We start from the raw sequence: 11,832 nt of genomic DNA, 5'->3' as shown, positions 1-11,832 counted from the left end.
CTATGGAACCTCCGCGGCCGCCAGCGCCGTGGCGCCGGGCCAGCCGCCCGCCGCGACGATGTCCCGCACCAGCTCGGGGATCAGCGCGGCCACGCTTTCCGCGGCGGAGCCCATGGCGACGATGTCCGGGCTGCACAGCGAGAGCCGCCGCAGGATGGGCGGGTCGCCCACCGACAGCGCCGACAGCCGGTCGCGAGCGCCTTCGCCCACCAGCGAGGACAGCGACAGGATGGTGGCCGCCTGGCCGCGTTCGACGATGGTCTGGATGGTGGACAGCGAATCGAGTTCGGCCATGACCTGGGTGGCCAGCCCGCGCGCGGCGAATACCTGGTCGATGAGCTGGCGGGTGATGTTGGCGCGTCCGGGCAGCACCAGCCGCATCGCCGCGGCGTCCTCCAGGCTGACGCGGCCGTCGCGGGCGCCTGGGGCGGGCGTGGCCGACAGCAGGAACAGCTCTTCCTCGACCAGCGGGACGCGGTGGATGTGGGGCAGGTCGCCGCCCTCGCGCGCGGCCGCGCCCGGTGGCGGTGCTGGCTCGAACAGCAGGGACATCTCCAGGCGGCCGTTGCCCACCAGTTCGCGCAGGTGGCCGCTCAGGCTTTCGACCAGGCTGAGCTGGACGTCGGGATAGCGCTGCTGCACGGTGGCGATGAGCGGGCCGGCCAGCACGTTGGCGGCACTGGTGGGCATGCCTACCGACACCGGGCCTCCGGGCAGCGCGCCGGCATGCGCGACGTCGCGGCGCAGGCGTTCGACCTGCCGCAGCACGGCCTGGGCATGCAGGTACAGCGTCTTGCCGCCGGCGGTGGGTGTGACGCCGCGCACGCTGCGCGCCAGCAGCCGCACGCCCAGTTCGGATTCCAGGTTCGCCAGCTGCGCGCTCAGGGCCGGCTGCGCGATATAGAGATCCTTGGCCGCGCGGGACACGCTGCCCAGTTCGACGATGCGAACGAAGTACCGCAACTGCCTCAGTTCCATGTTCTTCTCTCGTGCTCGCGGCGGAACACTGTAGACCATAGGTTCCGCGTATACCGGGATCGCAATGTCCTATTATTCCCGACGCATCGATGTCCCTACCATGGCTTCCCATTCCCGGCGAAGCCGCGCAAGGGCACGGACATCATGATCGACCTCTATTTCTGGACCACTCCGAACGCCTACAAGGTCTCGATCCTGCTGGAGGAACTGGGGCAGCCCTATCGCGTGGTGCCGGTGCACATCGGCAAGGGCGAGCAGTTCGATCCCGCCTTCCTGGCCATCAGCCCCAACAGCAAGGTGCCCGCCATCGTCGATCAGGACGGTCCGGACGGGCGGCCGCTGGCGATGTTCGAGTCGGGCGCGATCATGATGTACCTGGCCGAGAAATTCGCCAGCCCACTGCTGCCCGCCGATCCGGTGGGGCGCTATGCCACCGTGCAGTGGCTGATGTTCCAGATGGGCGGAGTCGGCCCCATGCTGGGCCAGGCGCATCACTTCCGCAAGTACGCGCCCGAGACCATCCCCTACGCGGTGGACCGCTACACCAACGAGGCGCATCGCCTGTACGGCGTGATCGACCGCCGCCTGGGCGAGGCCGAGTACCTGGCCGGCGATGCCTATACGCTGGCCGACATCGCCACCTATCCCTGGCTGCGGCCCTACAGGTGGCAGGGCCAGGACATCGACGCCTGGCCCAACCTGAAGCGCTGGTACGCGGCGGTTCGCGCCCGTCCGGCCGTGCAGCGCGGACTCGCGGTGCTGGCCGGGAAGGTGGACCGCAGCGGCGCTCCGCCCCAGGGCGAGCGTTGGAACAACCTGTTCGGCGGCGCCCGGCCGGGCGCGCGCCAAGTCTGAGAATCGCCACACCGAAGGAGTCCCATGTCCGCCGCCTTGCCCATGCTCAAGGGATACCGCGTCCTGGATATGACGCAGATCGTGGCCGGGCCGACCTGCTCGCGCATCATGGCCGAGCTCGGCGCCGACGTCATCAAGCTCGAGCTCGCGCCGTTCGGCGACCGCACTCGCGTAGGCGGATTGCGTTCGCGCGATCCGCTGCACAAGAATTCCAGCCGCAGCACCTATTACTTCCAGCACAACCATTCCAAGCGCAGCGTGGCGGTGGACATGAAGCATCCGCGCGGCGTGGCGCTGATCAAGGCGCTGGCCGCGCGCTGCGACGTGCTGGTCGAGAACTTCAGCCCGGGCGTCATGGAGCGCGCGGGGCTGTCCTACGAGGCGCTGCGCGAAGCGAACCCGGGCCTGGTCATGTGCTCGATCTCGCTGGCGGGCCAGCGCGGGCCGCTCAGCCGCAAGCCCGGCTACGACTATGTCGCCCAGGCCTATGCCGGGATCACCGACCTGATCGGCGACCCGGACGGCGATCCGGCGATGATCACCATGGCGGTCGGCGACACGGCCACGGGGCTGACGGCGGCGATGGCCGTGGGCTACGCGCTGCTGCATCGCGAACGCACCGGGGAAGGCCAGCACGTCGAGGCCTCGCTGCTGGACACCTATTTCCAGATGCACGAGGTGGCACTGCCGCGCGTGTCGCTGCGTCCCGGCTACACGCCTCGCCGCACCGGCTCGCAGCATCCCGACGGCGGTCCGACCGGCCTGTTCCGCTGCGGCGACGGCCGCTACATCGCCCTGGCCACGCTGCCCCACCAATGGGAGGCGCTGGCCCGCGCGCTGGACATGCCCGAACTGCTGGCCGATCCGCGTTTCGCCACGGCGGCCCTGCGGCGCGACAACAACGCGGCGCTCAAGACCCTGCTGGAAGGGTGGCTGGCGCGCTTCGATTCCTGCGAGACGGCCATCGCCGCGCTGGAGGCGCATCGCATTCCCTGCGCGCCCGTCCTGACGCTGAACGAGGCGATGGCGCAACCGCACCTGCGCGAGCGCGGCACCGTGCGGCGCGTCCATGACGAGGTGCTGGGCGATTTCGACATCCCCGGGCTGCCGGTCCGTTTTTCCGCCTGGGAACCGGCGCGCGAGCTGCGCGCCGATGCCCTGGGCGAGCACAACGAAGACGTGTTGAGCGAGGTGCTCGGGCTGGGGCCCGAGGACATCGCAGCGCTTTACGCGGAAGAGGTCCTGGTACAGGACAGGCTGATCGCGCGCGGCAGACGCGGGGCGGCCTGACGAGTCATCCATCCAAGGAGGAGGCATCATGCGGACATTCATGTTTGCGGCGGCGTTGGCCGTGGCGGCCGGGCCGGTATCGGCGCAGACCTTTCCGGCACGGCCCGTCACGGTGATCGTGCCGTTCTCGGCCGGCGGCCCGACGGACGTGGTCGCGCGGCACCTGGCGCTGGCCATGGGCGCCAACCTGGGACAGACGGTGGTGGTGGACAACCGGCCCAGCTCGGGCGGCATCGTCGGCGCGGAAGCGCTGTTGCGCGCCGCGCCCGACGGCTACACGCTGATGATCCACAACATCGGCATGTCCACCGTGAAGGCCTTGTCCCCGGAGATCAAGTTCGACCCGGTGCGGGACTTCGGCTATGTGGGCGAAGTGGTCGACGTGCCCATGACGCTGGTCGGCAAGAAGGACCTGCCGGCCAGGAATTTCCAGGAGCTCTCGGCCTACCTGAAGAGCCAGGGCTCGCGCATCAACCTCAGCAATGCCGGCATCGGCACGGCGTCGCATCTATGCGGGCTGATGCTGATGACGCGCCTGAAGGTGGCCCTGACGACCGTTCCGTACAAGGGCGCCGCGCCGGCCATGACCGACCTGCAGGGCGGCCAGGTCGACCTGCTGTGCGACCAGATCACGACCACCCAGCAACCCATCCTGGCGAACCGCGTGCAGGCCTATGGCAGCACCACGGCGGTCCGCCTGCCTTCGCTGCCGGAGCTGCCGACGCTGAGCGAACAGGGCCTGCCTGGTTTCGAGGTCACGGTCTGGCACGGCCTGTACGCGCCGCGCGCGACGCCGCCGGCCGTGATCGGCCGGCTGCAGCAGGCCTTGCAGGCCGCCCAGTCGGATCCGGCTTTCGTCGACAGCATGAAGAAGCTGGGGGCGATGCCCGTGGGAGCCGGACGAGCGACGCCCGCCGCGCTGGAGCAGAAGCTCAAGAGCCAGGTTGCCACGTGGACACCGCTCATCCAGCAGTCGCAGGGATTGGTGCAATAGCACGGACGCGGATTTTTCCTGGAGCAAGACGCAATGAAGATCGAGATGTACTGGGACGTGGGCAGCACCAATACCTATTTCGCCATCAAGCTGATCAAGCCATTGCTGGCGCGCTACGGTGCCGAACTGGTGCTGCACCCGTTCAACCTGGGCTACGTGTTCCGCAGCAACAACTACGAACTGATGAAGGAACCCAAGGCGAAGCTGCGCAACCGCAAGCGCGACCTGATGCGCTGGGCTGAGAAGTACGGTCTGCCGTTCCAGATGCCGCGCGAGTTCCCGATCAAGTCCAGCCGTGCCTTGCGCGGATCGCTGGCCATGCGCCGCCACGGCAAGGAACTGGAATTCGTCGAGCGGGTCATGGAGCGCTACTGGGAGCACGGCGACGCCAGCATCGCCGAGTATGCCGGCCTGCGTCCCATCGCCCAGGCGCTGGGGGTGGATCCGGACGCATTCGAGCGCCTGAGCGCCTCGGACGAGATTGCCGAGGAACTGGCCCGCAGCACCAACGAGGGCGTCGCGCGCGAGGTGTTCGGCGTGCCGATGATCATCGTCGGCGACGAGCTGTTCTGGGGCAAGGACCGGATGGAGTTCGTCGAGGACGAACTGCGGCGCCGGCAGGCCCGCGCGGCCTAGGCGCGCTTCTGTTCAGCCAGGCAATGCGGGCAGTAGCGGGCGTGCGGCTTCAGGTAGCGGTCGCATTCCAGGCACAGCGATCCTCCTCGCAGTTCGATCTCCCGCAGGCGCCGCCGCTTGCGCCAGGACGACCGAAGCTTGAGCAAGCCCAACAGGAAGGCAACCGCGAGCGAGCTGTAGGCGAGGGTGGTCATGGCGCCTCGAAAACGAGGAATAGGGACCATTTATTCTAGATTTTCCCTGTTGCATTCTGTAAACATTTCCGCAATGTAATGTTGCAGTGGTGTTTTACATACAGATACAGGTTGGCCCGGCCCGGCGTAGCGGGTTCACGCGGAATGCGATTCGTGGGGCAGGGTGAAGCGCAGGGTGGCCCCCTTGCCCGCCTCGCCATGGGCGACGATGCGTCCACCGTGGCGTTCGATGATGCGGCGGCAATGCGCCAGCCCCACGCCGGTGCCGTCGAAATCCCGGTTGGAGTGCAGCCGGCTGAACATGGTGAAAAGCTTGCCCGCCTGCCGCATGTCGAAGCCGGCGCCGTTGTCGCGCACGTTGATGGCGACGGTCTGCTCGTATTCGTCGGCCCAGACCTCGATCCGCGCGTTCGGTGTGTAGCGGGTGAACTTCACCGCGTTGTCCAGCAGATTGACCATGACCAGCCGGATCAGATGAGGGTCGGCGAACACGCGCGGCAGCGCGTCGATGCGCCACGAAACCGATCGGTCGCCCACGCTGGCGGCCAGCTCCGACTGGATTTCCTGCACCATGGTGCTGAGCGGCCATAGCGAGGGCACGATGCCGGCGCGCCCCAGGCGCGACAGTTCCAGCAGGGCGTCGATGGTGCGGTTCATGCGCTCCGCGGTGGTCAGGAGCGCGGACAGCATGGGCTTGATATCGCTGCCCGGCTGTCCGGTCTTGCGCAGCATGATGTCGGCGGCCGACATGATCTGGCGGGCCGGCGCGCGCAGGTCATGGCTGACCGAACTGGTGAAGGCTTCCAGTTCGGCCGTGCGTTCGGCCACGCGCAGCTCCAGGGTTTCGTTCAACTGCCGGATCTTGTCTTCGGCCAGCCGGTGTTCCGTGACGTCGACGCAGAACAGTTCGACCCGCTGCTTGCCGTCCCGGGTGACGCTGATCGCGGCCAGCTCGACGTCGCGTTTCTGGCCGTCCAGCGCCACCAGCCGGTAGGGCCTGAACTCGGCGAAGCCCGGGGCCTGGGCGAGTTCCTCGATGCGCCGGCGGACCTTCTCGCGGTCCTTGTCGACGATGAAGTCCGAGAACGGCCGCCCGATGGCGCGGCCCGACCAGTCCGCCGACAGCATGAGGAGCGCCGCGGGGTTGGCATAGATCAGCAGGCCGTCGACCTGGGTCAGGATGCCGATGGGGGCATGCTCGATGACGGCCTTGTACATCGATTCGCGTTCGATCAGGCCGTGCTTGGCGCGCACCGCGTCGGTCACGTCGACCAGCATCATCAGCGTGGCCTGGGGGCCCGCGTCCGTGTCGGCGTGGGGCGAGAGGAAGACGTCGAATTCGCGCTTGACGTTGTCGGGCGTGGTGAACGGCAGCCGGAAGCTCGCGGCCTTGCCCTGCGTGGCCTGTTCCAGGTGGGGCGCGCACAGCGAGGCCGCGCGGCGCGGCCACAGCTCGCGCAGGGTGCGTCCCAGCGCGACGGCGGCAGGCTTGTCGATCAGGGCCAGGTAGGGGCCGTTGGCATAGGCCAGCGAGCCGTCGGCGCCGGTGATCGCCATGGCGTGCGGCAGCAGGTCCAGCAGCGGTTCCAGGTGCGTGGCCGGCTGCGCGGGGCGGTCGAGGGCGGCTCGCGCGGCCAGCCGCTGGCCCGCTGCCTGCGAGGCCGACAGGCAAAGGTGGACCACGGCGACGGACAGCAGCGTGGTCACGGCGAACAGCGGCGCGACCGGGACGTCGGGCAGGCGCCAGACCAGCGGCAGCGGACCGATCATCCAGCCCCAGAAGTCCAGCAGCGACGTGAAGACCACCGAGGCCGCCGAGAGCAGCGTCGATTCGCGCAGGGGCAGCACGATGACGCCAGCGACCAGCGTGGAGATCAACGGAACGGCGATCGGCCATTGCAGGCCGCCGGTGACCGCACAGGCCAGCAGGGCCAGCGCGGAGCATCCGTATATCAGGCCTCGTCCCCGGACGGGAAGGCGGACTTGGGCGGAGGCAGCGGCTCCGGCGTCGCCTGCCTGGGCGCTTGCTCGGTCAGCCGACATTGGAGCTTGGTATCAATTGAAATAAAGGGTTACTTGTGGCAGCCGCGCCGGATTGTACCGGCTTCCCCCCGGACTGGGAATCATCGGTGCCAGGCGAGAACCAATTGGATCATTCCGCCGGGTCGGTCAGGCGGGTCTCGATATTGGCCAGCACGCGCGCCGACGCGCCCTTGGCCTCGAGCGCGAACAGCAGCAGCGAGTGGGCGGTGACCTGGTAGACGTCTCCCGCGTTGAACACCGGCAGGTCCTCGCGCACCGGCATGTTGGTGTCCAGCAGACAGGTCCAGGCATCGGGGCCGGGCACGTCCGGCAGCGTGAAGTTGACCGTATCGTGATGGGCGTTGAACACCAGCAGGAGGGTGGCGTCCGAGGCCGGGCGCTTGATGCCCGAGGCCTGGGCGCGGCCGTCGATCAGCATGCCGAAGCAGCGCATGGACTCGTCGGCCCATTGCTCGCCGGTCAGCGGCGTGGCCGAGGGCGAGAGCCAGCGCACGTCGGTGACGTCCAGGGCCTCGTTGTATTCGCCCGTCAGGAAGCGGTTGCGCCGCAGGACCGGCAGGCGCCGGCGCAGGTACAGGAGCTTGCGCACGAACTCCTGCAGTGCGCGGCCGTCGTCGTCGATGCCTTCCCAGTCCACCCAGCTGATCTCGTTGTCCTGGCAGTAGGCGTTGTTGTTGCCCCGCTGCGTGCGTCCGAATTCGTCGCCGGCCAGCATCATGGGCGTGCCCTGCGACAGCAGCAGGGTCGCCAGCATGTTGCGCTTCTGGCGTTCGCGCAGCGCCCGGATGCCCGGATCGTCGGTGGGGCCCTCGGCGCCGCAGTTCCACGAGCGGTTGTCCGAGTGCCCGTCGCGGTTGTCCTCGCCGTTGGCTTCGTTGTGCTTGTCGTTGTAGGACACCAGGTCGTTCAGCGTGAACCCATCGTGCGCGGTGACGAAGTTCACGCTGGCCCAGGGCTTGCGTCCGCGCCGGTTGAAGCGGTCGCCCGAGGCGGTGATGCGGGTGGCGAAATCGGCGGCAGTGCCCGCGTCGCCCTTCCAGAAGCCGCGCACGGTGTCGCGAAAACGGTCGTTCCATTCGGCCCAGCCCGGGGGAAAGCCGCCGACCTGGTAGCCGCCCGGCCCGCAGTCCCAAGGCTCGGCGATCAGCTTGACGCTGGACAGGATGGGATCCTGGCGGCAGCTGTCGAGGAAACCTCCGCCTTCGTCGAAGCCATGGTCCTCGCGTCCCAGTATGGTGGCCAGGTCGAAGCGGAAGCCGTCCACCTTCATTTCCGTGACCCAGTAGCGCAGGCTGTCCGTCACCATCTGCAGCGTGCGCGGATGGCTCAGGTTCAGGGTATTGCCCGTGCCCGTGTCGTTGATGTAGTAGCGCGCCTGCTCGGGCAGCAGGCGGTAGTACGAGGCGTTGTCGATGCCCTTGAAGGACAGCGTCGGTCCCAGTTCGTTGCCCTCGGCCGTATGGTTGTAGACCACGTCCATCAGGACTTCCAGGCCGGCATCGTGGAAGTGGTCCACCATGCCCTTGAATTCCTGCACGGCCTCGCCGGCGAAATAGCGCGGATCGGGCGCGAAGAAGCCCAGCGTGTTATAGCCCCAGTAGTTGGTCAGCCCCTTTTCCAGCAGGTGGTTGTCGTTGACGAAGGTATGCACCGGCAGCAGTTCCACCGAGGTCACGCCCAGGCCCCGCAGATAGGCGATGACCTCCGGGTTTTGCAGCCCGGCCAGGGTTCCCCGCAGCTCGCGCGGCACGTCCGGATGCAGCCGGGTATAGCCCGCCGCGTGCATCTCGTACACGACGGTCTGGTCCCAGGGCACGAGCAGCCGTTCGGGGCGGCTGCCCGATGCCGAATCGACCACGATGCACTTGGGGACGAAAGGGGCGCTGTCGCGCTCGTCGAAGGACAGGTCCGCGTCCGGATCGCCCACGCGGTAGCCGAACACTTCCGGCGACCACTGCAACTGTCCCGCGTGCGCCTTGGCATAGGGGTCCAGCAACAGCTTGTTGGGATTGAAGCGATGCCCTTCGTCGGGGGCATAGGGGCCGTGTACGCGGTAGCCGTACAGCGTGCCCGGTTGCAGGCCGTGCAGGTAGCCGTGCCAGATCTCGTCGGTGAATTCGGGCAGTTCTATCCGCTCGGTCTCGTGGCCCTGGGCATCGAACAGACAGAGCTCTACCTTGGTGGCGTGGGCCGAGAACAGCGCGAAGTTCGTGCCCCGTCCGTCCCAGGTCGCGCCCAGGGGATAGGGGTGGCCTTCGGCAAGTCGATAAATTCCGTTCGCCATGCTGCTGCTTCCGCTACGAGCCGGGTCATAGCATGCAACAAAAGCGCTCGCCCAAGTGTCCTACGCGAGGTAAAAGAAGTAAGCGGACCGAAGGCCCTAGGCGTGGAAGCGTTCCGCGGTCAGTCCATCCAGGTCGATGGCGGGCTGCCGGCCGGCCACGATGTCCGCCACGATGCGCGAGGTGCCGCAGGATTGCGTCCATCCGTTCGAGCCGTGGCCGCTATTCAGGAACAGGTTGTTCCAGCGCGTGCGGCCCAGGATGGGCGGGCCGTCCGGCGTCATGGGCCGCAGGCCGGCCCAGAATTCCACCTGGTCCCAGTCCAGTCCCCGCGGGAACAGTTCGCCCACGACGTCGATCAGCAGCTTCCTGCGCGCCGGGTTCAGGCCCAGTCCGTATCCGGTCAGCTCGGCCATGCCGGCGGCGCGTATGCGGTTGCCCAGGCGCGAGATCATGATCTTGTTGTGCTCATCCATGACCGCCATGCGCGGGACCGCGTCGGGGTCGGACACGGGCACGGTGATGGAATAGCCCTTGAGCGGATAGACCGGCAGGTTCAGGCCCAGCGGCCGCACCAGGAACGGCGCGTGGCTGCCCAGCGCGACGACGTAGGCATCGGCGCGCAGCAGGCCCTGCGACGTGCGGACGGCATCGATGGCGTTGCCGTGGCGTTCCAGCGCGTCGATGTTCACGCCGTATCGGAAGTCGACACCGCGCTGTTGCAGGAACGCGGCCAGCCCTTGCGAGAACTTGTAGCTGTCGCCCGAGGCGTCGGCGGGCATGTGCAGGGCGCCCGCCACCGTGGCGCGGCTGTGCGCCATGGCCGGTTCCAGCGCGCTGATGTCGGTGGCATCCAGGATGCGCCAGGGCACGCCGTATTCCTCGAGAGCCTTGGCCGACAGGCGGCCCAGGTCGAGTTCGGCGGGCGTGCGGAAGATCTGCAGCGTGCCGCCTTCATGGAAGTCGAACGACGGCAGGTCCTCGCCGCTGGCGATCTCGCGCAGGCATTGCAGGCTGTAGTGCGCCACGCGCTGCATGCGCAGCTTGTTGACGCGGAAGCGCTCGGCATTGCAGTTGCGCATCCATTGCAGCACCCAGGCCACCTTGCGGGGCTCGGGCAGCGGCGAGAACCGGATGGGGGAATCGCGCTGGACCGACAGCTTCAGCACCTTGGAGATCATGCCCGGCGCGGCCCAGGGGCCGGCGAAGCTCGGACACAATCCTCCCGCGTTGCCGTAGCTGGTCTCCCGGCCGGGGCCGGGCTGGCGTTCGACCACGGTGACTTCGTGACCGTCCTTCCACAGGTAGTAGGCGGTCGCGACGCCGACCACGCCGGCGCCCAGCACGAGGACTTTCATGAACCTTGCCGCTTATTCGACCGTGATCTTGGCCGCGTCGATGATCTTCTGGTAGCGCGCCATTTCCGAGTCGATGTACTTGGCGAAGTCGGCCGAGTTCTTGTAGGCCGATTCGAAGCCCAGCGACGACAGGCGTGCCTTCATCTCGGTCGAGGCCATGATCTTGGCCGCGGCGGCGTCCAGCTTCTTCAGGACCGGGGCCGGCACCTTGGCGGGCGCCCACAGGCCATACCACGAGTAGAACTCGAAGTCCTTGAAGCCGGCTTCGCGCATGGTGGGCACGTCGGGCAGCAGCGGGCTGCGTTCGCGGCCGGTCACGGCCAGGGCACGCAGCTTGCCGGCCTTCACGTGCGGCAGCGACGACAGCATCGGGTCCATCATGGCCGACACCTGGCCGCCCACGAGATCCTGCAGCGCCGGCGCGGCGCCCTTGTACAGCACGATGGGGATGTCGCCGGTCAGGTGGGTGTCATGCAGGAACAGCGCGGAACTCAGGTGGCCGGCCGAGCCGAAGCCGCTGGTCGCGAACGTGTACTTGGTGGGGTTGGCCTTCAGGACGGAGACGAATTCCTGGACGTTGTGGGCCGGGACCTGGGGGTGGACGCTGAAGATCAGCGCGCCCTGGGCCAGCATGCTGACGGGGGCGAAGTCCTTGACCGCGTCGAACTTGATGTCCTTCTTGTACAGCAGCGGATTGATGGAGTGGATGGAGGCGTTGAAGTACAGCGTGTAGCCGTCCGGCTCGGCGCGCGCGACATAGGCGGCGCCGATCATGCCCGAGGCGCCGGCGCGGTTCTCCACGACGATCGATTGCTTGAGCTCGTCCTTGAGCTTGTCGGCGAACAGGCGGGCCGTGTTGTCGACCGCGCCTCCGGGGGCGTGGGGGACGACGATGGTGATCGTGCGGGACGGATAGTCGCCCTGGGCATGGGCGGGACTGGTCAGGGCTGAGGCGCCGGCCAGGCCGGCAACGGCCAGGGTGGTGCGCAGGAAAGTGCGGCGGGTCGTGTGGTTCATGATTTCCCCATATTCGAAAAACAGAATTGTCTCCGTTTTCTATATATTTTGCGGTTATTAGAAAATGCTCCGGCTTCCCCTGTCGGGGCGGGCCGCAGCCCGCGCGTCCTGGGCCGTTCCGCAAGCGGGACGGCACGGACGCCTTGTTGTTCTCCTGTTTTCCTTCTTGTTCCCGGATCGGCGCC

Annotated in this window: 10 protein-coding genes; 4 read left to right on the top strand and 6 right to left on the bottom strand. The window is 67.6% G+C overall.

All coding sequences use genetic code 11. The features are described from left to right. Positions 1-978 carry a LysR substrate-binding domain-containing protein gene (locus WKR98_RS20535; RefSeq protein ID WP_161567888.1) on the bottom strand — a complete coding sequence of 326 codons (978 nt, stop codon included), beginning with the start codon at positions 976-978 and terminating at the stop codon, positions 1-3. 144 nt (positions 979-1,122) lie between these two features. Between WKR98_RS20535 and WKR98_RS20530 the strand changes: the two genes are divergently transcribed. Genes WKR98_RS20530 through WKR98_RS20515 form a run of 4 tightly spaced genes read left to right on the top strand, consistent with a single transcriptional unit; the run spans position 1,123 to position 4,753 of the window. Then, a complete protein-coding gene (locus WKR98_RS20530) occupies positions 1,123-1,833 on the top strand; it encodes a glutathione S-transferase family protein (protein WP_341434554.1) in 711 nt (236 codons plus the stop codon). A 24-nt stretch (positions 1,834-1,857) separates the two neighbouring features. Beyond that, positions 1,858-3,123: a CaiB/BaiF CoA transferase family protein gene (locus WKR98_RS20525; protein WP_341434553.1), complete on the top strand. Its 1,266-nt coding sequence runs from the start codon at positions 1,858-1,860 to the stop codon at positions 3,121-3,123. A gap of 28 nt (positions 3,124-3,151) precedes the next feature. Continuing rightward, a complete protein-coding gene (locus WKR98_RS20520; protein ID WP_341434552.1) occupies positions 3,152-4,117 on the top strand; it encodes a tripartite tricarboxylate transporter substrate-binding protein in 966 nt (321 codons plus the stop codon). 33 nt (positions 4,118-4,150) lie between these two features. Next, on the top strand, positions 4,151-4,753 hold the full coding sequence (locus tag WKR98_RS20515; RefSeq protein WP_124690634.1) for a 2-hydroxychromene-2-carboxylate isomerase: 603 nt from the start codon (positions 4,151-4,153) through the stop codon (positions 4,751-4,753). Here the strand turns inward: WKR98_RS20515 and WKR98_RS20510 are convergent. The 5 genes from WKR98_RS20510 to WKR98_RS20490 all read right to left on the bottom strand — a co-directional run bounded on the left by WKR98_RS20510 (position 4,750) and on the right by WKR98_RS20490 (position 11,647). Next, a complete protein-coding gene (locus WKR98_RS20510; protein ID WP_124690633.1) occupies positions 4,750-4,947 on the bottom strand; it encodes a hypothetical protein in 198 nt (65 codons plus the stop codon). The two genes, WKR98_RS20515 and WKR98_RS20510, sit on opposite strands and share 4 nt — an antisense overlap. A 135-nt stretch (positions 4,948-5,082) precedes the next feature. Beyond that, entirely contained in the window at positions 5,083-6,990 is a 1,908-nt protein-coding gene (locus tag WKR98_RS20505) for a sensor histidine kinase (protein WP_341434551.1), read from the bottom strand. A 109-nt stretch (positions 6,991-7,099) separates the two neighbouring features. Next, the gene (gene glgX / locus WKR98_RS20500; protein WP_341434550.1) at positions 7,100-9,274 is read right to left on the bottom strand and encodes a glycogen debranching protein GlgX; all 2,175 of its coding nucleotides are present in this window, start codon (positions 9,272-9,274) and stop codon (positions 7,100-7,102) included. A gap of 96 nt (positions 9,275-9,370) precedes the next feature. Continuing rightward, a complete protein-coding gene (locus WKR98_RS20495) occupies positions 9,371-10,630 on the bottom strand; it encodes a D-amino acid dehydrogenase (protein WP_341434549.1) in 1,260 nt (419 codons plus the stop codon). A gap of 12 nt (positions 10,631-10,642) precedes the next feature. Beyond that, positions 10,643-11,647 carry a Bug family tripartite tricarboxylate transporter substrate binding protein gene (locus WKR98_RS20490; RefSeq protein ID WP_124690629.1) on the bottom strand — a complete coding sequence of 335 codons (1,005 nt, stop codon included), beginning with the start codon at positions 11,645-11,647 and terminating at the stop codon, positions 10,643-10,645. Positions 11,648-11,832 lie beyond the last annotated feature (185 nt).

It is taken from the genome of Pigmentiphaga sp. YJ18 (assembly GCF_038066655.1).
Lineage (GTDB): Bacteria > Pseudomonadota > Gammaproteobacteria > Burkholderiales > Burkholderiaceae_B > Pigmentiphaga.
Note: the sequence above shows the minus strand (reverse complement) of the source record. Positions and strands in the feature narration are given on the sequence as shown.

What these genes read in the sequence shown, in the direction of transcription:
- WKR98_RS20495 (WP_341434549.1), bottom strand. Translation starts at nt 10,630, where the DNA reads ATGAAAGTCCTCGTGCTGGGCGCCGGCGTGGTCGGCGTCGCGACCGCC.
- WKR98_RS20520 (WP_341434552.1), top strand. Translation starts at nt 3,152, where the DNA reads ATGCGGACATTCATGTTTGCGGCGGCGTTGGCCGTGGCGGCCGGGCCG.
- WKR98_RS20515 (WP_124690634.1), top strand. Translation starts at nt 4,151, where the DNA reads ATGAAGATCGAGATGTACTGGGACGTGGGCAGCACCAATACCTATTTC.
- WKR98_RS20510 (WP_124690633.1), bottom strand. Translation starts at nt 4,947, where the DNA reads ATGACCACCCTCGCCTACAGCTCGCTCGCGGTTGCCTTCCTGTTGGGC.
- glgX (WP_341434550.1), bottom strand. Translation starts at nt 9,274, where the DNA reads ATGGCGAACGGAATTTATCGACTTGCCGAAGGCCACCCCTATCCCCTG.
- WKR98_RS20535 (WP_161567888.1), bottom strand. Translation starts at nt 978, where the DNA reads ATGGAACTGAGGCAGTTGCGGTACTTCGTTCGCATCGTCGAACTGGGC.
- WKR98_RS20505 (WP_341434551.1), bottom strand. Translation starts at nt 6,990, where the DNA reads ATGTCGGCTGACCGAGCAAGCGCCCAGGCAGGCGACGCCGGAGCCGCT.
- WKR98_RS20525 (WP_341434553.1), top strand. Translation starts at nt 1,858, where the DNA reads ATGTCCGCCGCCTTGCCCATGCTCAAGGGATACCGCGTCCTGGATATG.
- WKR98_RS20490 (WP_124690629.1), bottom strand. Translation starts at nt 11,647, where the DNA reads ATGAACCACACGACCCGCCGCACTTTCCTGCGCACCACCCTGGCCGTT.
- WKR98_RS20530 (WP_341434554.1), top strand. Translation starts at nt 1,123, where the DNA reads ATGATCGACCTCTATTTCTGGACCACTCCGAACGCCTACAAGGTCTCG.